The organism is Flavobacterium cauense R2A-7 (genome assembly GCF_000498475.1).
Lineage (GTDB): Bacteria > Bacteroidota > Bacteroidia > Flavobacteriales > Flavobacteriaceae > Flavobacterium > Flavobacterium cauense.
In genome coordinates this window covers 71,599-89,442 of sequence record NZ_AVBI01000018.1, presented here as the reverse complement: position 1 = coordinate 89,442, position 17,844 = coordinate 71,599, and the positions used below count along the sequence as shown (strand labels likewise).

The following is a 17,844-nucleotide window of genomic DNA, read 5'->3' as shown; positions in this document are numbered from 1 at the left end:
TTACAATTTAATCTTAATTCCCGCATTGATAACAAACCCGTCTAGTGGAGCGTAAATGTCCTTGAAAACAGGATTGTCAATCGTTCCAGTATAGATGCTACCAAACCTTGTTTGTCTTGTATCGGTAAGATTCTCAAAGTTGGTATAAATTGAAAAATGCTCCCACAGTTTTTCAATCATCACACCGCAAATCCAATAATTTTTTCCTGTAGAACCATCACTTAATTTTTGCGGGCTATAATAATAAGCTTCCAATCCAACTTTCCATTTATCTTCAACCTCGTACATCAAAACATTATTAAGACGGTGTTTTGCTGTAAGTGGGTTTTGGGATTTGATACCGTTCTGGTCAATCTGAGCATCTGTATAAGTATATCCAACAAATAATTTGAAGTCCTCATAACCTAATTTAATATTCGTTTCAGTACCTTTCGTGTCAATATGCCCATCAATATTAACAAATTGGAATGTTCCGTTTGAAAGCGGTGTTAGTATTAGTGGGTTATTAATATAGGTATAGAAAAACATTTGATTGATGCTAAACGAAATTTCATCTGTAATATTAGTTTTGTAATTAACATCAAAGTTAGTTCCGTAGCTTTTTTCTAGACTGTTAAAATTATTGTCAATTGGCAGAACATTTTGATATTGAATTCTTTCACTTTCGTCTGTGAATATCGTTGGCGTTTTATAACCAAGTCCACCACCAATTCGTGACGATAATTTTTCCGAAACCTTAAACAATACCGATGCTTTCGGCAATAATGCAAAACCATAATCAGCAATATAATCTCCTCTTAAACCAGTTTCAATGTGTAACCATTCTTTAGCCTTTAAGGAGTTTTGAACAAATACACCGAAGGTAATTTGATTGTAATCACGTAGAGGAAATGTAGTGATTTGTCTTTCAGTAAAGTTATCCGACCAAAGATTTGCTCCCGTAACCCAATCTGAAGTTTCCCCATTGCGAGAATATGTGAATTCTGAAAACGTACTGTTCTGTACACCGTCAAACTCATAATTTGGAATGGAAATTACACGATTGAAATTATTTAAACTATTGCGAAAAGTCAAACGCTCATTCTCATTCAACTGATGCGTAAAAGTTAGTTGGGTGCTAATCCTACGAGTATCATTTTTTTCAAAATAAGCCCCTGTGTTGACATTGTTTTTAATGTAATCAATGTTTCCACCAATACGATTTTCAAATGCAGTATTTAGCCCAAAATCAAGCTTGGTTTTGCTGTTGAAATATACAAATAGCTTCGGATTAATATTGAATCTCTCAAATTTAGGTATAGCTGTTAATTTAATATCTGCTGGGTCATAAGGTGCATTTCTATTGTGTGAAGCAAACAGTGTTAGACCAACTTTATCAAATTTTTGTGAATAGAATCCGTTAACGTCAAGCCCTAATGCTGATGTTCCGTTGATGTGGAAACGTAATTCCCTTTCTTCTGACGGGGTTTTTGAAATCAGGTTTACTAATCCAGCAATTGCACCACCACCGTACAATGTTGAAGCAGAACCTTTGATAATTTCAACTTGTTTTAAATCCAGTGGCGGGGTTTGTAAAAGACCTAATCCACTTGAAGCACCTGAATATAAAGGAAACCCATCTTTTAGGATTTGTGTATATCTCCCGTCAAGTCCCTGTATGCGAATAGATGAATTGGCTGATATTGCTGAGGTTTGTTGTGTTTGAATACCCGTACTTTCGTTGAGTAGCATTCTAATATCCCCAGGTTTCATATTTCCTTTTTCTTCCAATTCTTCACCAGCAATAAACTCAACCCTTGTAGGAATGTCCTTTATTGTTCTGGTACTTCTCGTTGAGGTAATAGTTATTTCCTCTATTTCTTCTGCTTCAGATTCTAAAAAAATCTCTAAAGTGTCTTCGTTAGCGATTGGAAAAGTGAATACTTCAGTTTTCTTTTTGTAACCAATCGAAGAAAAAGTGATTGTATGTTCACCATCTGGAATGTTGGTAATTAATATCAGACCGTTGTCATCAGACACCGAAATATTGTTTGAGCCTTCAACAACCACTGATACACCTATTATTGGCTCTTTAGTGTCATTGTTTTTGACAATTGCCTTAAAACTGTTTTGTGCTTGAGCACCCTCGACAACAAACATTGCCATGATTATAAAAAAATATTTTTGCATGATTAATTGCTTAATGTTTATGTATAATTTTATGCTAATGGCTAACCATTAGTGTAAATAACTAAAAAACATTAAACTATTTTTGGCGGTTGCCAGATACTACAAAAAAAGGCAGAATAAATAGGATTCTTGTAGGAGTAAGGTTGCATTGAAGTATCTTCATGTACAAGAACTTTATGAATTTTAAACGATACTATCACTTCAGAAATAAAACCTGTACATGTACCACATGAATAAAACGGAGAACAATTACCATCGCAATCGTCATCACATTTTCCAGAGTTTTCCTCATGCTGAGTTTCAATTTTATTTTTAGTATCTCCATGATAAGCATAGCATGGCACTATAGAAAGGACCACAACAATAAATGATAATATGCTAACCATTACTTTCATGTGGTAAATTTACTAAAAACTATTTTGTAGTTGGAACATCAATACCTTTAAAAAATTCTTCTAAAGTAACGTTGAGAAGTTTACAGATTTTTATCAAAGTTTTCATTTCAAAGTTTACTCCTGTTTCCAACCGCCAATACGCACTCCTGCTCATTCCCAATTCAAAAGCAATGTGTTCATAGTTAGAATACCCTTTCTGTTTTCTAAGTTCTTTTAAGCGTGAAGCGATAACTTCATACTCTGGTTCTTTTGGATTTTCGGCTGAATTTTTCATACCTCAAATCTCTTTATAATGTATTTTTTACGGTACTCCTTAATAAAGTACACTATAAAATAGAATTTTTATATATTTGAAGCCTAAATCGTTATTAAATTCTATGAAAAAAATAGCAAAATCAGCATTGTGTATGCTACTAATCATTTCATGCTCAAAAGCTAAAAATGAAATAAGTTCTGAGCCAGTATCAAACTCAAAAGACACCATTGCCGCTGAAGTAAAGCAGGGGCCAAATCCTGATTCAGAAAAAAACCATGAAGAAAACACCGATGTCACTACTTCTGAAAATTGCTTTAAAACAGATGAAGACGTATTGCAATATCTAATCGGAAAAACCTTTAGTTATAGAGAAGCATATGTATCATTTACATCAGACGGAGGCAGTTATTCAGGTACAAGGGACTTAAAATGGAAGTCCTACAAAATTGAAGATGCTAAAGGATTAGTTGTGCTTTCAAGTCTAAGTAAAGATTGTCCTGATTGTACTTATACATTTTGGGTATCATGTGAAGAAGGCACTATTACCTCACCACCTGAGGAAGGAGCTTTGGTCTATAGAAATGAATAATTTACAATTACAAAAATGAAAAAAATTATTACAATTATAAGTTGCTTAACGCTATTTGTTTCATGCAACAATCTAAAAGAAAAAAATGATGTCGCCACAGAAACTCCAAACATCACATCCTCTAAGCAGAAAACAGAAGAAGAGCAACTAACAACCGATGAAGATTACAAATCTTTAGAGGGAACTCCATTCGGTTTTAATGAAACAAATTATACAGGAGGCAATTATACAGCTTGCAGTAGAAAATTATTTGGAAGCGATATAATAAAAGTATTAAGCGATTATGAGTTTAGCTCTCCAAATGGAGCACAATACCCAAGAATATCACGTCTAAATGAAGATGGTTATCTCAAGGTTCATGCTCAAGCTGGTGCTGATACCTATTTTGGTAATATGAAAGTTTCTACAAATGGTGAATTTGTGTATTTTGATGCTTATATACAGGATTGGACTTCCAAAAATTATAACAGAACTCAAGTAAAAATGAAGCTAACACCAATACAGATTCCAGATTATCCTTTTCAAATCGAAATTGAAATTGAGCAATATGGAAAATTGGTAATCAAAGAGAAATTAACAATAATTGTTCCGTCTGGAGATTAAAAGTACCACATCACATTTTATTTATTGAAGTAACCCGTGCATTAGGAAACATCTTTTTTGCTAATAAAATAGCGGTAGCACTATTCCCCGCTGAAACAATAATTTCAGAGGGGATAGCACCCACCCATATTTTTACCTTGTATAAATTACCACCACTCTTTTTACTCTCAACTATTTTATTAAATGTTGTTCCATTCATTTGTATAGCAAGCTCTTTATCTCCTAAAATATTGAAATTGACTAATAAAAGATAGAATTGCTCTTTCGTTACTTTAATTTTCATTGTTAAACTTTTCTTTTCCTAAATTATTTCCTAAGATGTCCCAGTCTTCGTTTACTAAACCCTCTTTCGAAGCATAAAACAAGCCTGCTTTATATCTATCGTATTTCTTAACATCAGTCTTATCATAGCTAAAATAATTCTGAATCAGCACAACAATTTCTTGATGTAGCTTTACATCACCTACATACAATACGAAATGATTATGAAAACCAACTCTATTAGTAAATGGTTCAGTAGTAAAAAACAATCGTATTTCTGTTTTATCTCCATACTTACAAAGTATTTCCTCGAAAACTGCATTAATTTGCCTAAAACAAGATTTTTTGTTTCTATCGGTCTTATACGCTACTGTAAAAAAGAAATCCCACTCCATTTGCCATAATCTGTATTGCAAACTGTCTTTATCTACTAAACAATCAATAAGATTCCTCATTGATTGATTTTCTAATTGTAGCAACTTATTCTCATCAAACATAATTTCACTACTGAAATATTTTAAGTGATTTTCTGGATAAAGTCTTTTACCCTGTAGCTTAGTTTCTGTTTTTAATTCTTCATTTTTTTTGTAAAATCTGTATAATTTACTTCTACTGATTTTTGTTTTTGTTGTAAATTCTTTTTCATCATAATAATTCATTTTCCATTACTATTTATCTTTTTGTTATTCTGTAGATACAAGAAGTCCATACAAGAGGATTAATCAAGCACCTTTATAATTAAATACTATACTTTTTTGAAAAGTGTAGCATTTTGGGATAGTTTCATCAAAATATTTTTCAATCTCTACTGTTTCTTAGTGTTTCAAAATGAGACACCTATAAATTATCTCGGATTTTTATAACCAAGATTTATTTAGGAATTTGAGTTTAGCCTACTGACATACTTAAAAATCTCCATTGAAGACCAGGGTAATGTTAGTCAAAACTCCTATAAATAAAGACTTTATAATTTTTAGCAGTAGGGAGAGGAGGTGGATAGTCTGTAATGTTGAGGTGAGAACCACTTACACAAAACAACACCTAAACAAAGCTTAAAGCATAGTTTTAATACGGATTCTCACCATTTCAAGGCTTAAAAATTACGCATCAACAAAGTCAACATAGAAATGATAAAGTCTCTCTAAATCACGCTTAAATAGGTTCGAGAATTCAATACTTTCGGGAGCAGAAAGAGCAATACGAAAGTGTTGCTCTTTTTTTATTTAGAAACATTTCAACAGCACAACCGCAGGACAAACCCCATCACATTTTCTTCTTTTCTATCATCTTTTCACTTTCTTATTCGCATCATTACACCCAAAGTAACATCGGTTACACTTCTTGCAATCATATTTCGTAACTTTACGTGAATAATTAAAAACTTACAATGAACTCATTTTTTAAAAACTGGCATTTCATGCGCTATTTTCGATTGGCATTAGCCCTGCTTTTAGGATACGAAGCTATTCGCACCCGCGAATGGTTTTTCATGGCTTTTGCGGCTTTTTTCCTCGTACAGGCCATCTTTAATTTCGGATGTGGCCCAAGAGGCTGTGCAGTACCCCAAAAAAGAAATAAATAATCATGAGTAATTTTTCAGAAATAATAAACAAAGACCAACCCGTACTGGTGGATTTTTTCGCTACCTGGTGCGGACCCTGTCAGACACTCTCCCCAATCCTCAAGCAAGTCAAAGACGAATTGGGCGACAGCATCTCGATACTAAAAATTGATGTCGATAAAAATCCGGCCGTTGCGGCACAATTTCAGGTGCGCGGCGTCCCAACCCTGCTCCTGTTTAAAAACGGAAAACAATTGTGGCGACAGTCGGGCCTACTTTCGAAAAGCGATTTGATTAGCGTTATAAAACAATATAGCTAACCACTCTTAGCAGAAGAATCAAAACAAAACCATTAAACAACAATAATTATGAAAGCAAACATGGGAAAACGCGACAGATTTATCCGTATCGGAATCGCGATTGTTTTAGCAGTATTGGTTGCCACTGAAACCTTAACAGGAACCTTAGGTTATATCGCCTTGGGTGCAGGCATAATTCTTCTGCTTACGAGCTTTATCAACTTTTGTCCTTTATACACCGCTCTGGGCATCAATACTAACGAGAAACCAAAAAATGAATAAAAAAACCTTATTGTTTTGGTTAGCCGGAGGCGTCTTAGGCGCAGCGGGAGGGTATTTTTATTTCCTGTATTTTGGATGTGAAGGCTCGTGTGCCATTACTTCGAGTCCCGTAAACAGTACGCTCTACGGAAGCGTTATGGGTGGGCTCCTGTTTTCAATGTTTGATACAAAGAAGAAAAAATAACACTTTTACAAATCGAACACTATATCCTTTGCTCAATGCAGGGGTTCACACTATCAAAAAACAATCCTGCAGCATTTTCCACACAAAAACCGTAACTTTACCTTTCACAACGGCACAGTCATGCAAACAAAAATAAATACTGCTCAGGAAGCCTTTGGGTATTGGAAAGCCAAACCCATCAATGAACGCATTGCCCATGTGCAAAACCTTAAAAAAGTACTTCATGAGCACCGGATTCATTATGCAACGCTCATCACTCAGGAAATGGGTAAACCCATCACACAATCCCTTGCTGAAGTCGACAAATGCGGAGTTCTTTGCGACTACTATTGCGAAAATGCCGTAACCTTACTGCAACCCAAACCCATTAAAACCGAAGCCTACGAAAGTTACGTAACCTACGAACCTTTAGGTGTTCTTTTGGGAGTCATGCCTTGGAATTTTCCGTTTTGGCAAGTATTTCGTTTTACAATTCCGTCCATCCTTGCCGGAAATGTCGTATTAGTCAAACATGCGAGTAATGTAACGCAATCGGCAGAAAGTATCGAAGCGTTGTTTATCGAAAGTGACTTTCCTATCGGCATATATCAAAACCTACACATAACCAGTGACAAAGTAGCCGAAGTGATTGCCCATCCTGAAATCAAGGCTGTTTCCCTCACCGGAAGTGAAGCCGCCGGAAGTGCCGTAGCCGCTCAAGCTGGAAAACACCTGAAAAAATCTTTACTGGAACTCGGCGGCAGCAATGCCTTTATCGTTTGTGAAGACGCTAATATTGACAAAGCTGTGGCTGTGGCTGTTAACGCACGCATGCAAAATGCAGGACAAAGCTGTATCGCCGCCAAACGGTTTCTAATTCAGCATTCTATTTTTGACACTTTTACCGAAAAATACAAACAGGCCGTAAGCCAACTCATCGCGGGTGACCCGATGAATACCGAAACGCAAATCGGACCCCTCGCCCGTCTCGATTTAGCCGAAGAACTGGAAAAACAAATCAACCAATCCATTTCCATGGGCGCTAATGTTATTTTAGGCGGCAAACGAAAAGGTGCTTTCTACGAACCCACGATATTGATTAACGTTACTTCCGAAATGCCGGTTTTCAAAGAGGAAACGTTCGGCCCAGTGGCGGCTTTAGTGGCGTTTGACACGTTGAATGATGCCATCGAAATTAGCAACCAATCCGATTTTGGCTTGGGCGTTTCCATCTTCACGGAAGACATCCACTACATCAAAAACCGCATCAATGAATTTCACGAAGGTGCCGTATTCATTAATGAAATGATCAAATCCGATCCGCGACTTCCCTTTGGCGGCATCAAGAAATCCGGATACGGACGCGAATTGTCGGAAGAAGGCATCAAGGAATTTGTCAATATCAAAACCGTCGTCATCAATAAATAATTTAACAGAATTCAATTCGTATGAGAAAACTATTTTTACTGCTTACAACTTTAACGCTGATTTCCGGCAAAATCTCGGCACAAAAACACCAATCCGACAAAAAAGCCATCACTACAGTATTGGACAATTGGCATAAAGCCGCTGCCGAAGGAAATTTCAACAACTATTTCGGCGCCATGTCGGACGAATCCATCTTCATCGGAACAGATGCTACCGAAAACTGGAACAAAAAACAATTTCAGGACTTCGCCAAGCCGTATTTTGATAAAGGCGCTGCATGGAATTTCAAACCCTTAAACCGCAACATCTATTTTGATGCTTCCGGCAAAGTAGCTTGGTTCAACGAACTATTGGACACCTGGATGAAAATCTGTCAGGGCTCCGGTGTAATGGTGAAGGAAAAAGGCGTGTGGAAGATCAAGCATTACGTACTTTCAGCAACAGTTCCGAACGACAACATTAACGAAGTCGTTAAAATCAAAACCCCTATCGAAGAGGCACTGATTCAGAAACTCAAAAAATAACACTCCCAAAACCTGTTCCTTCGAGCAGGTTTTTTTTATCGCTGTATTTTTTTTTTCAATCTGGCAAAACCAACCTTGTTTTTTTCTCGTACATAACTAAACGAACACAAAAAACAACAGGATATGAAAATCAATAAAACAGTCAAATGGATTACGGGAAGCGTCCTGGGAACTATCGCAATCCTTTTTATCGTACTGGTAATCCATGTCGCTAACGCAAAACCGGTACAAATCGACAATGCCACACTGCAAATCAGCCGCATTGACTTTAAACAACCTATCGACTCGCTAAAAGCCAAAGAAATCCACCGTCATTTGAAATCGATTCCAGGGGTAAAAACCGACCGTCTGAACAGGGAAACCGGCGTATTGGTGTACTTCCATGACAATCGCATTAACAACTCCGAAAACATCTACAACCTCTTAATCGCGAAAGGCAATTACAAAGCCGAACGTTTTACGGTTTCCAATGAAACAGCGTCAAAAAAAGTATGCCCGGTTATGAACACCAACAGTTTCAGCTATAAATTTTCCAGAGGTATTCAACGAATTTTTAATTAATCTATAAACTCTACTCTTATGAAAAAGCTAACAAAAATCGCGCTTTTAGTATTGTTCTCCGGAACAGCGGTATGTTTCACCTCGTGTAATGACAATGATGACACCGCAATGACACCCACAGAAAGAACCTTGTACCAGAAATTGGGCGGAACGACAATGGTGGCCGACCCTAACAATCCGGGGCAGATGATCGAACAAGGACGTTTGAGTTACCGTTCAGTGGTAGACAGCACCATCACTTTAATTGTCGCGGATATCGTTGCCGGGGCAGATGGGAATCTCGGTGCTCATTTCGCACCTATCGTTGCGGAAGTATCCGGTGGAAACACCACCAATGTGGCTGTACTGAGTGACAACTTAACCGATTTCTTCTCGGCCAATACCGGCGGGGGCGCTACCAACACCTATACAGGATTAAACATGGTGGATGCACACAATCCCGCTACCAATCCAAGAATGGGAACCACTGCCACGGATGCTAATTATGACAAATTCATAGGCTACGTAGGCGCGGCAGCCGCACTGAACGGCGTGACTGACACAGCCATTATTAATGATGTTGTTGCGGTTTTGGAGTCGTTGAGAGCTCCGATTGTGCAATAATTTGTGTTTGGTTTATAATGCAGAACGCTACCCGAACAGGTAGCGTTTCTTTTATTTTCTTTATTTTTTGGCTAAATTTTCCAGCATTACCGAGGTCATGCGTTCCATGTCGAAATCGTGTTGCCAGCCCCAATCGGTTCTTGCATACGAATCGTCGATACTCGCCGGCCAGCTGTCGGCAATCGCCTGACGGAAATCGGGTGCATAATCGATGGTAAATTCCGGAATGTGTTTCTTAATCGATTCCGCTATCTCTTTCGGCGTAAAACTCACCGCCGATAAATTGTATGACGAACGGATTTTAATCTTCTCTGCCGGGGCCTGCATGATGCTGATGGTTGCTTTAATAGCATCGTCCATATACATCATCGGTAAACCGGTATTTTCGGAAAGAAAACACGTGAATTTTTTATCTTCCAACGCTTTATAATAAATATCCACCGCATAATCCGTAGTACCGCCACCCGGAGGCGACGTCCAGGAAATCAGTCCCGGATAACGGATACTTCGCACATCTACGCCATATTGCTTGTTGTAATATTCACACCAACGTTCTCCGGATTGTTTTGAAATTCCGTACACGGTTGAAGGTTCCATAACCGTATATTGTGGGGTATTGTCTCTTGGCGTTGTAGGCCCGAAAACCGCAATACTCGAAGGCCAGAAAATCTTTTGAATTTTTCCTGCTTTCGCCAAATTAAGCACGTGAAACAGCGAATTCATATTCAGATCCCAAGCGAATGCCGGGTTTTTCTCCGCCGTTGCCGAAAGCAATGCCGCCATCAGATACACGTCGGTAATTTGATATTTTTCAATAAGGTGTTCTATCTGATTGTAATCCAACGCATTCACCACTTCGAAAATTCCGTTTTTCACCACGTCATTTTCCAGTTTTCGGATATCGGATGCGACAACATTATCCACTCCGTAAGTGGCGCGTAGCTTGGCCGTGAGTTCGGTACCAATCTGTCCGCAAGCGCCAATGATTAAGATTTTCGTGCTCATTTGTGTTCGTTTGTTGCTTACAAAGATACTGTTTTGACAAAAATTACGAATCGCTTTTCATTCCGAAAATTCACAATTCACAAAAAACAGAATTTTAGTTAACATAATCCTATCAAAAAAAGGAGTTTACAATAACATTTGTAAATTTGCTTTCTAAACTCGAACTATGAACATCAAGTCATCGCTGCTGCTTTTACTGTCCGTTCTTCTTTTTTCCTGTAACGACAAGGACGAACGAATGGCCGACAGTGACAAAGCAAACAAACATAACGATTCGGTATTTGCCATTATCAACCAAAACTGGAAGTTCAATATTCCGCCGGTAGCCCCAAAAGTACAGGCTAAGATTAGCAATTGGCAGCGATGGCGCGTTTTTAATCAGGAATTGCAGCAGAAACCGAAAAGTTCTCTGAATGCCTTCCGCCTGAAAGCCAAAAACTTAAGCACAAAAGCCGATTCCTTGAGCATCGGCATTCCGGCAATGTTTGACAAACCTGCCGTAAAAAGCCGTATTTCGACATTGAATACCAAATTGAAATCGCTGGACACTTATATTTCACTGGAATACATTCCGACCAAAAAAGTCATCCCGATTATTCAGGATATAGCTACAGAAGTTATTTCCATACAGAATCAGATGAATGAAATTATCGTAAAAAGCGAAATTCCGAAAGAGGAAGGCGAAGCGATTATGCTTCAGGCACTGGACACCGCGCGTCATGCCCGACGGGAACTTCAGGAAGCGCCGCAAATAAAGGAATAATTCACCGCAACGCAGTACACCATCTTGAAAACCGATATTCAAAACACCTATCATAAATCGGCGAAAGTCAATCAGATAGCGGAACAATTGCAAAAACGCGAATCGAAAATCCAAATGAAAGGATTAATCGGCTCGACCTTGTCGTTTGTTATCGAAGCCCTTTTCCGAAAAAACGAACTTCCATTTTTACTGATTTTTCAGGACAAGGAAGAAGCCGCGTATTACCTGAACGATTTGGAAAACCTGATTAACGATCAGGATGTATTGTTTTACCCGGGTTCCTACCGTCGTCCGTACCAGATTGAAGAAACCGACAACGCCAACATTTTACTGCGTGCCGAAGTGCTCAACCGCATCAATTCGCGCAAAAAACCGGCTATTATTGTTACCTATCCCGATGCGCTTTTCGAAAAAGTGGTGACCCGAAAAGAATTGGACAAAAACACGCTGAAAGTGGCAGTAGGCGATTCCATTTCGATTGATTTCATTAACGAAGTACTATTTGAATACAACTTTAAACGCGTGGATTTCGTTTCCGAGCCGGGTGAATTTTCCGTGCGTGGCGGAATTATCGACGTCTTTTCGTTTTCCAATGACAATCCGTACCGCATCGAATTTTTTGGTAATGAAGTTGACACCATCCGAAGTTTTGATGTGGAAACCCAGCTTTCCATCGAAAAACAGAAGAAAATCAGTATCATTCCGAATGTCGAAAATAAATTTCTCAAAGAAAACCGCGAGAGTTTCTTAGACTATATTAATCCGCAAACGGTGTTGTTTCTTCAGAATACCGATTTGCTATTGTCGCAATTGGACAAATTGTTCGGAAAAGCCACAGAAGCCTTTGAAAAACTATCCAAAGACATTCAGCACGCCGCGCCGGAAGCGATGTTTCTGAACCAACAAGCCTTTGTAAAAAAAGCATTGGATTTTACTTTGGTCGAATTGGCGTCCAAGCATCCGATTTTCCGCGCCGAAAAAACCTTCGAATTTCACATCCAGCCGCAACCGTCATTCAACAAACAGTTTGATTTGCTGCTGAACAACCTGAACGACAACCATTTTAACGGCATCAAAAACTATTTATTTTGTTCCAATGACGGACAGGCAAAACGTTTTCATGATATTTTTGAAAGTCTGGACGAAGCGAATCACGAAAACATCCGCAAACAATACAAAACCATTGTTTTTCCGCTGTTTCAAGGTTTCATCGACGAAGAAAATCAGATTGCCTGCTATACAGACCATCAGATTTTTGAACGTTACCACAAGTTCAACCTGAAAAACGGGTATTCGAAAAAGCAAACCATTACCCTGAAAGAACTCAACACGCTTTCGGTAGGCGATTATGTGACGCACATCGATCACGGGATTGGAAAATTTGGCGGTTTACAGAAAATTCAGGTCGAAGGTAAAACACAGGAAGCCATTAAATTGGTCTATGCCGATAATGATATCGTGTATGTAAGCATTCACTCGCTGCATAAAATCTCCAAATACAACGGAAAAGACGGCGCGCCACCTAAGATTTACAAATTAGGTTCCAGCGCCTGGAAAACCTTAAAACAAAAAACCAAAGCAAGGGTTAAACACATTGCTTTTAACTTAATTCAGCTATACGCCAAGCGCCGTTTAGACAAAGGATTTGCGTTTGCACCCGACAGTTACTTACAGGCAGAACTAGAATCGTCGTTCATCTACGAAGACACGCCGGACCAATCGAAAGCCACGCAGGAAGTGAAAACCGACATGGAAAACGACCGTCCGATGGATCGTTTAGTATGTGGTGACGTAGGTTTCGGAAAAACGGAAGTCGCTATTCGCGCCGCCTTCAAAGCGGTTGACAACGGAAAACAGGTTGCCGTTTTGGTGCCGACTACCATTTTGGCGTTTCAGCATTACAAAACCTTCCGCGAGCGTTTGAAAGACATGCCGGTAAACGTAGGTTATATTAACCGTTTCCGATCGGCGAAACAAAAAGCGGAAACCCTGAAACAACTTGAAGAAGGGAAACTCGATATTTTGATTGGCACCCATCAATTAGTAAATAAAAATGTGGTTTTCAAAAATTTAGGTTTGTTGATTGTGGATGAAGAACAAAAATTCGGCGTCAACGTAAAAGACAAACTGAAAACCATCGCGCATAACGTTGATACACTGACTTTAACCGCAACACCGATTCCGAGAACCTTACAGTTTTCGTTAATGGCAGCACGCGATTTATCGGTAATTACCACGCCGCCCCCGAACCGTTATCCGATAGAAACGCAAGTGGTCGGATTTAACGAAGAAGTCATTCGCGATGCCATTTCCTATGAGATTGAACGCGGCGGACAAGTGTACTTCATCAACAACCGCATTGAAAACATCAAGGAAATTGCGGGCATGATTCAGCGTCTCGTACCCGGAGCTAAAGTCGGCGTAGGTCATGGTCAGATGGACGGTAAAAAACTGGAAGAACTGATGTTGGCTTTCATGGACGGCGAATTTGACGTTTTGGTAGCGACCACCATCATCGAAAGTGGTTTGGATGTGCCGAATGCCAATACGATTTTCATCAACAATGCTAATAATTTCGGCTTATCCGATTTGCATCAGATGCGCGGGCGTGTGGGACGTAGTAATAAAAAAGCATTCTGCTATTTCATCTGTCCGCCCTATTCAGCGATGACCGAAGAAGCGCGCAAACGCATTCAGGCCTTGGAACAGTTCAGTGAATTGGGCAGTGGTTTCAACATTGCGATGAAAGATTTGGAAATTCGTGGCGCCGGTGATTTATTAGGTGGCGAACAAAGTGGTTTTATCAACGACATCGGTTTTGACACCTATCAGAAAATCATGAACGAGGCTATTGAGGAACTGAAAGAAAACGAATTCAAGGAGTTGTATCCGGAAGAAAACGACATTGAAACCAAGGAATACGTCAAAGACATTCAGATTGACACGGATTTCGAATTGTTGTTCCCGGACGAATACATCAATAACATTTCGGAACGACTGAACCTGTACAACGAACTGAGTCTGATTAAAACCGAAGAAGCTTTACAACAATACGAACAACACCTGATTGATCGTTTCGGACCGCTGCCAAGACAAGCCGTGGCGCTTTTGAACAGCATCCGCATCAAATGGAAAGCGACCCACATCGGTATTGAAAAACTGGTATTGAAACAAGGCAAAATGGTTGGTTATTTTGTTTCCGATCAACAATCGGATTTCTACCAATCGGCGAAATTTATGAAAGTATTGCAGTTTGTACAGCAAAACGGCAATCTCTGCAAAATGAAAGAGAAGGAAACCAAAAACGGATTGCGTTTGCTGCTGACTTTTGAAAATGTAAAATCGATTAAGCGTGCTCTGGAATTGATTGAAATAATTTAAAACAGAAAACCTCCTCGTCTTACGATAAGGAGGTTTTTGAATAAATAACACACATGCTTACTTAAAAGCTTTGTCACCACAAAAATGGTGCAGTATTTTATTGTAAACATCAGGAAATGTTTACCAATTTGTTAAGACCTTACAGCCAATGTTATTTTAAAAATTCTTGCAGCAAAAATGTTGTGGAACTGTCGTGCGGTTTTGCCGTACCGGTTTGGATTTCCTCGAGGATTGTGGTCGCCAACTGTTTGCCGTATTCCACCCCGAATTGGTCGTAGCTGAAGATATTCCAAATCACACCTTGTACAAAAATTTTGTGTTCATACATCGCAATTAAAGAACCAAGCGTTTTAGGCGTCAGTTTTTTAATCAGTAAAGTATTTGTGGGTTTATTGCCTTCAAACGTCTTAAAAGGCATTAAAAATGCATTTTTAGAGCCTTCAGCCGTTAATTCCGAATCTGTTTTGCCCATCAGCAAGGCTTCCGTTTGAGCGAAGAAGTTGGACATCAGTTTATCATGATGTTCTTTATTGCCGTGAAGACATTCCTTAAACCCAATAAAATCACACGGAATCAGTTTGGTGCCCTGATGGATTAATTGAAAAAAGGCGTGTTGCGCATTGCTACCCGGTTCACCCCAAAGGATGTTTCCGGTTTGATACTTTACCGGATTTCCGTTTCGGTCGACACATTTTCCGTTACTTTCCATAACCGCCTGTTGTAAATACGGCGCCAGTTTTTTAAGATATTGTGAATACGGGATTACCGCTTCGGTTTCACATCCGAAGAAATTATTGTACCAAATACTCAGCAACGCTAAAAGTATCGGGATATTTTTTTCGAAAGGTTCGTTTTTGAAATGCTGATCCATTTCCTCAGCACCATCCAATAATGCTTTGAAATTATCGTATCCTACTGCCAACGCTATAGACAAACCAACGGCACTCCACATCGAAAAACGACCGCCCACCCAGTCCCACATCGGGAAGGTGTTTTCGGAAGTAATGCCAAACTCGGTTACTTTTTCGAGATTCGTGGACACGGCCACAAAATGTTTCGCCACATCTTCCGCCTTACCGGATTGCAAAAACCAATTTTTGAGGGTAATTGCGTTAGAAAGCGTTTCCTGCGTGGTAAAAGTTTTGGAAACCACAACAAATAGTGTTGTTTCCGGGTTTAATTTTTTGATGGTTTCCGCCACATGATCGCCATCAATATTGGAAACAAAGTGAAGATTCAAATGGTTTTTATAAAACTGTAAGGCTTCTACCGCCATATCCGGACCCAAATCCGAACCGCCAATACCGATGTTTACCACATCAGTAAACGTTTTTCCCGTAAAGCCTTTTCGGTTTCCGGAAATAATCGCTTCGGCAAAGGATTTTATTTTTAATTGAACGGCTTCAACTTCGGTTAGGATGTTTGCCCCGTCAACCAAAATATTTTTTTCCGAAGAACGCAAAGCCGTATGAAGAACCGCCCGGTTTTCGGTTACATTAATTTTATCGCCAGAAAAATAGTTCTGAATAGCTTCTTTAAGATGTGCTTCTTCGGCCAATGCCAAAAGCAGTTGTACTGTTTCGGATGTGATTCTGTTTTTGGAATAATCCAACAGAAAATCGTTCCACTGTATATGAAATTTACGGGTTCTATCGCCATCTTCAGTAAACAGTTTCTGCATTGGAGTATGCGCGATGGTTTCGAAATGGGCGCGCAGCTTTTGCCAGGCAACAGTTCCTGTAGGATTTATATTTTCTAACGTCATTATTCTCCGAAATTAGCTAATGAAACACTGTCCAATTCTTTTTTCAACGGTGCAATTTCTGCCATAAAACGCGCTCTGTATTTTGGATTCATCGGCTCCGAATTCGGCAATTTCTGGCGCAACGGATCCACCTGAATTCCGTTTTTCCAGAAGCGGTAACAAACATGCGGACCGGTAGCCAAACCAGTGCTTCCTACCTTACCAATAATTTGCCCCTGTTGCACGTGTTGCCCACGACGCACCAAAATTTTCGACATGTGAAGGTACTGGGTGGAATAGGTTCCATTGTGTTTCACCTTAACGAAATTCCCGTTCCCTCCTGTATATCCTGTTTGTTCTACGGTTCCCGAAGCGGTCGTCATAATTGGTGTTCCGGTGGGTGCAGCGTAATCCGTACCATTATGAGCTTTCCATTTTAACTGTACCGGGTGGAAACGGCTGCGGGTAAATCGTGACGTGATATTTACAAATTTCAGAGGCGCTTTCAGGAACATGTTTTTCAGCACTTTCCCTTCTTCATCGTAATAGTCGACTCTTTTGGAATTTGGGTCCTGTTTAAACGGAAATGCGTAAATCTTTTTGCCTTTGTATTCAAAATAAGAAGCTTCCACACTTTCCACGCCTAAATATTCACCGCCTTCAAGGTATTTTTCGTTGATAATCATAGCAAATTTATCGCCTTTCTGAATCTTAAAGAAGTCAATAGACCAGGCGTAGATTTTGGATAATTCCGGAGCCAGTGCCGACGAAACCCCTTCACGGCTTAACGTACTGGAAACCGAACCATCAATGGCAGCAGCAATCGTTCTTCGCTTTATAACAACTGGTCGTTCTTTTTTATACACCACCGGAATGGAATCCCGTAAATCCACAACATAATAGCTCATTTTATCGGGTTGATAAATGAACACTTTTAAATCGTTAGGTGCTGCTTTATTTTGAAGTAAGGTAAAGGGCTTCCCGATTCGAATATTGCGAACATCAAAAGAATCTTTCACTTTTTCATTGATTTCGTGCACTTTGGCGGCATCAAAACCTTGTTCGCTTAATATTTTTCCGAAACTGTCTCCGGATTGGATGGTATCGTGAACGACTTTGAAATCATTTAATCGAAACCCGAATTCGACAACAATTTTCTCTTTTTTAACCGCGGTTTTTTTGGCACTTCCCTTTTCCTCTTTATTGTTACAAGCAAATAATATTAGTGATAATAATATGATTGTGACGTATCTCAAT

At 39.3% G+C, this 17,844-nt stretch carries 20 protein-coding genes; 12 read left to right on the top strand and 8 right to left on the bottom strand.

Annotated features, from left to right (window positions below; genetic code table 11):
* The 3 genes from FCR2A7T_RS09775 to FCR2A7T_RS09765 form a co-directional block, all read right to left on the bottom strand.
* Positions 1 to 2,169 (bottom strand): TonB-dependent receptor, encoded by a 2,169-nt coding sequence (locus FCR2A7T_RS09775; protein WP_023571122.1) that lies wholly within the window; start codon positions 2,167 to 2,169, stop codon positions 1 to 3.
* 71 nt (positions 2,170 to 2,240) lie between these two features.
* On the bottom strand, positions 2,241 to 2,564 hold the full coding sequence (locus tag FCR2A7T_RS09770) for a hypothetical protein (RefSeq protein WP_035118143.1): 324 nt from the start codon (positions 2,562 to 2,564) through the stop codon (positions 2,241 to 2,243).
* 19 nt (positions 2,565 to 2,583) lie between these two features.
* On the bottom strand, positions 2,584 to 2,838 hold the full coding sequence (locus FCR2A7T_RS09765; protein WP_023571121.1) for a helix-turn-helix domain-containing protein: 255 nt from the start codon (positions 2,836 to 2,838) through the stop codon (positions 2,584 to 2,586).
* 103 nt (positions 2,839 to 2,941) lie between these two features.
* Here FCR2A7T_RS09765 and FCR2A7T_RS09760 point away from each other — a divergent pair, with 103 nt between their 5' ends.
* On the top strand, positions 2,942 to 3,409 hold the full coding sequence (locus FCR2A7T_RS09760; protein ID WP_023571120.1) for a hypothetical protein: 468 nt from the start codon (positions 2,942 to 2,944) through the stop codon (positions 3,407 to 3,409).
* A 15-nt stretch (positions 3,410 to 3,424) separates the two neighbouring features.
* Positions 3,425 to 4,012: a hypothetical protein gene (locus tag FCR2A7T_RS09755; protein ID WP_023571119.1), complete on the top strand. Its 588-nt coding sequence runs from the start codon at positions 3,425 to 3,427 to the stop codon at positions 4,010 to 4,012.
* A 10-nt stretch (positions 4,013 to 4,022) separates the two neighbouring features.
* Here the strand turns inward: FCR2A7T_RS09755 and FCR2A7T_RS09750 are convergent, their stop codons facing one another.
* Together FCR2A7T_RS09750 and FCR2A7T_RS09745 are read right to left on the bottom strand one after the other, a co-directional pair.
* The gene (locus tag FCR2A7T_RS09750) at positions 4,023 to 4,295 is read right to left on the bottom strand and encodes a hypothetical protein (RefSeq protein WP_035118140.1); all 273 of its coding nucleotides are present in this window, start codon (positions 4,293 to 4,295) and stop codon (positions 4,023 to 4,025) included.
* Positions 4,285 to 4,932, bottom strand: a complete 648-nt coding sequence (locus tag FCR2A7T_RS09745; RefSeq protein ID WP_023571117.1) for a hypothetical protein — start codon at positions 4,930 to 4,932, stop codon at positions 4,285 to 4,287. Before FCR2A7T_RS09745 ends, FCR2A7T_RS09750 begins: the two co-directional genes overlap by 11 nt.
* A 728-nt stretch (positions 4,933 to 5,660) precedes the next feature.
* Here FCR2A7T_RS09745 and FCR2A7T_RS09740 point away from each other — a divergent pair.
* The 8 genes from FCR2A7T_RS09740 (at position 5,661) to FCR2A7T_RS09705 (ending at position 9,694) form a co-directional block, all read left to right on the top strand.
* Positions 5,661 to 5,855, top strand: coding sequence for a hypothetical protein (locus FCR2A7T_RS09740; protein WP_023571116.1), 195 nt, complete (start codon positions 5,661 to 5,663; stop codon positions 5,853 to 5,855).
* A gap of 2 nt (positions 5,856 to 5,857) precedes the next feature.
* The gene (trxA, locus tag FCR2A7T_RS09735; RefSeq protein ID WP_023571115.1) at positions 5,858 to 6,154 is read left to right on the top strand and encodes a thioredoxin; all 297 of its coding nucleotides are present in this window, start codon (positions 5,858 to 5,860) and stop codon (positions 6,152 to 6,154) included.
* A gap of 48 nt (positions 6,155 to 6,202) precedes the next feature.
* Positions 6,203 to 6,415, top strand: a complete 213-nt coding sequence (locus tag FCR2A7T_RS09730; RefSeq protein ID WP_023571114.1) for a YgaP family membrane protein — start codon at positions 6,203 to 6,205, stop codon at positions 6,413 to 6,415.
* Positions 6,408 to 6,599, top strand: a complete 192-nt coding sequence (locus FCR2A7T_RS09725; protein ID WP_035118138.1) for a hypothetical protein — start codon at positions 6,408 to 6,410, stop codon at positions 6,597 to 6,599. The genes FCR2A7T_RS09730 and FCR2A7T_RS09725 overlap by 8 nt, the downstream gene beginning before the upstream one ends.
* Before the next feature lie 120 nt (positions 6,600 to 6,719).
* Positions 6,720 to 8,006 carry an NAD-dependent succinate-semialdehyde dehydrogenase gene (locus FCR2A7T_RS09720; protein WP_023571113.1) on the top strand — a complete coding sequence of 429 codons (1,287 nt, stop codon included), beginning with the start codon at positions 6,720 to 6,722 and terminating at the stop codon, positions 8,004 to 8,006.
* 20 nt (positions 8,007 to 8,026) lie between these two features.
* Positions 8,027 to 8,530 carry a nuclear transport factor 2 family protein gene (locus FCR2A7T_RS09715; protein WP_023571112.1) on the top strand — a complete coding sequence of 168 codons (504 nt, stop codon included), beginning with the start codon at positions 8,027 to 8,029 and terminating at the stop codon, positions 8,528 to 8,530.
* Between the two features lie 123 nt (positions 8,531 to 8,653).
* On the top strand, positions 8,654 to 9,091 hold the full coding sequence (locus tag FCR2A7T_RS09710; protein WP_023571111.1) for a hypothetical protein: 438 nt from the start codon (positions 8,654 to 8,656) through the stop codon (positions 9,089 to 9,091).
* Between the two features lie 18 nt (positions 9,092 to 9,109).
* Positions 9,110 to 9,694 carry a hypothetical protein gene (locus FCR2A7T_RS09705; RefSeq protein ID WP_023571110.1) on the top strand — a complete coding sequence of 195 codons (585 nt, stop codon included), beginning with the start codon at positions 9,110 to 9,112 and terminating at the stop codon, positions 9,692 to 9,694.
* A gap of 60 nt (positions 9,695 to 9,754) precedes the next feature.
* Here the strand turns inward: FCR2A7T_RS09705 and FCR2A7T_RS09700 are convergent, their stop codons facing one another.
* A complete protein-coding gene (locus FCR2A7T_RS09700) occupies positions 9,755 to 10,699 on the bottom strand; it encodes an L-threonine 3-dehydrogenase (protein WP_023571109.1) in 945 nt (314 codons plus the stop codon).
* 166 nt (positions 10,700 to 10,865) lie between these two features.
* On the opposite strand from FCR2A7T_RS09700, the gene FCR2A7T_RS09695 reads away from it, so the two are divergent.
* Positions 10,866 to 11,462 (top strand): hypothetical protein, encoded by a 597-nt coding sequence (locus FCR2A7T_RS09695; RefSeq protein ID WP_023571108.1) that lies wholly within the window; start codon positions 10,866 to 10,868, stop codon positions 11,460 to 11,462.
* Between the two features lie 114 nt (positions 11,463 to 11,576).
* Positions 11,577 to 14,843 carry a transcription-repair coupling factor gene (gene mfd, locus FCR2A7T_RS09690; RefSeq protein ID WP_240471524.1) on the top strand — a complete coding sequence of 1,089 codons (3,267 nt, stop codon included), beginning with the start codon at positions 11,577 to 11,579 and terminating at the stop codon, positions 14,841 to 14,843.
* A 151-nt stretch (positions 14,844 to 14,994) separates the two neighbouring features.
* Here the strand turns inward: mfd and pgi are convergent, their stop codons facing one another.
* Positions 14,995 to 16,608 (bottom strand): glucose-6-phosphate isomerase, encoded by a 1,614-nt coding sequence (gene pgi / locus FCR2A7T_RS09685; protein ID WP_035118134.1) that lies wholly within the window; start codon positions 16,606 to 16,608, stop codon positions 14,995 to 14,997.
* Positions 16,608 to 17,843 (bottom strand): peptidoglycan DD-metalloendopeptidase family protein, encoded by a 1,236-nt coding sequence (locus FCR2A7T_RS09680; RefSeq protein WP_023571105.1) that lies wholly within the window; start codon positions 17,841 to 17,843, stop codon positions 16,608 to 16,610. The genes pgi and FCR2A7T_RS09680 overlap by 1 nt, the downstream gene beginning before the upstream one ends.
* Between the last annotated feature and the right edge of the window lies 1 nt (position 17,844).

Excerpts from the sequence above, each read along its gene's own strand:
- FCR2A7T_RS09775 (WP_023571122.1), bottom strand. The coding sequence starts at position 2,169 with ATGCAAAAATATTTTTTTATAATCATGGCAATGTTTGTTGTCGAGGGT.
- FCR2A7T_RS09770 (WP_035118143.1), bottom strand. The coding sequence starts at position 2,564 with ATGAAAGTAATGGTTAGCATATTATCATTTATTGTTGTGGTCCTTTCT.
- FCR2A7T_RS09765 (WP_023571121.1), bottom strand. The coding sequence starts at position 2,838 with ATGAAAAATTCAGCCGAAAATCCAAAAGAACCAGAGTATGAAGTTATC.
- FCR2A7T_RS09760 (WP_023571120.1), top strand. The coding sequence starts at position 2,942 with ATGAAAAAAATAGCAAAATCAGCATTGTGTATGCTACTAATCATTTCA.
- FCR2A7T_RS09755 (WP_023571119.1), top strand. The coding sequence starts at position 3,425 with ATGAAAAAAATTATTACAATTATAAGTTGCTTAACGCTATTTGTTTCA.
- FCR2A7T_RS09750 (WP_035118140.1), bottom strand. The coding sequence starts at position 4,295 with ATGAAAATTAAAGTAACGAAAGAGCAATTCTATCTTTTATTAGTCAAT.
- FCR2A7T_RS09745 (WP_023571117.1), bottom strand. The coding sequence starts at position 4,932 with ATGAATTATTATGATGAAAAAGAATTTACAACAAAAACAAAAATCAGT.
- FCR2A7T_RS09740 (WP_023571116.1), top strand. The coding sequence starts at position 5,661 with ATGAACTCATTTTTTAAAAACTGGCATTTCATGCGCTATTTTCGATTG.
- trxA (WP_023571115.1), top strand. The coding sequence starts at position 5,858 with ATGAGTAATTTTTCAGAAATAATAAACAAAGACCAACCCGTACTGGTG.
- FCR2A7T_RS09730 (WP_023571114.1), top strand. The coding sequence starts at position 6,203 with ATGAAAGCAAACATGGGAAAACGCGACAGATTTATCCGTATCGGAATC.
- FCR2A7T_RS09725 (WP_035118138.1), top strand. The coding sequence starts at position 6,408 with ATGAATAAAAAAACCTTATTGTTTTGGTTAGCCGGAGGCGTCTTAGGC.
- FCR2A7T_RS09720 (WP_023571113.1), top strand. The coding sequence starts at position 6,720 with ATGCAAACAAAAATAAATACTGCTCAGGAAGCCTTTGGGTATTGGAAA.
- FCR2A7T_RS09715 (WP_023571112.1), top strand. The coding sequence starts at position 8,027 with ATGAGAAAACTATTTTTACTGCTTACAACTTTAACGCTGATTTCCGGC.
- FCR2A7T_RS09710 (WP_023571111.1), top strand. The coding sequence starts at position 8,654 with ATGAAAATCAATAAAACAGTCAAATGGATTACGGGAAGCGTCCTGGGA.
- FCR2A7T_RS09705 (WP_023571110.1), top strand. The coding sequence starts at position 9,110 with ATGAAAAAGCTAACAAAAATCGCGCTTTTAGTATTGTTCTCCGGAACA.
- FCR2A7T_RS09700 (WP_023571109.1), bottom strand. The coding sequence starts at position 10,699 with ATGAGCACGAAAATCTTAATCATTGGCGCTTGCGGACAGATTGGTACC.
- FCR2A7T_RS09695 (WP_023571108.1), top strand. The coding sequence starts at position 10,866 with ATGAACATCAAGTCATCGCTGCTGCTTTTACTGTCCGTTCTTCTTTTT.
- mfd (WP_240471524.1), top strand. The coding sequence starts at position 11,577 with ATGAAAGGATTAATCGGCTCGACCTTGTCGTTTGTTATCGAAGCCCTT.
- pgi (WP_035118134.1), bottom strand. The coding sequence starts at position 16,608 with ATGACGTTAGAAAATATAAATCCTACAGGAACTGTTGCCTGGCAAAAG.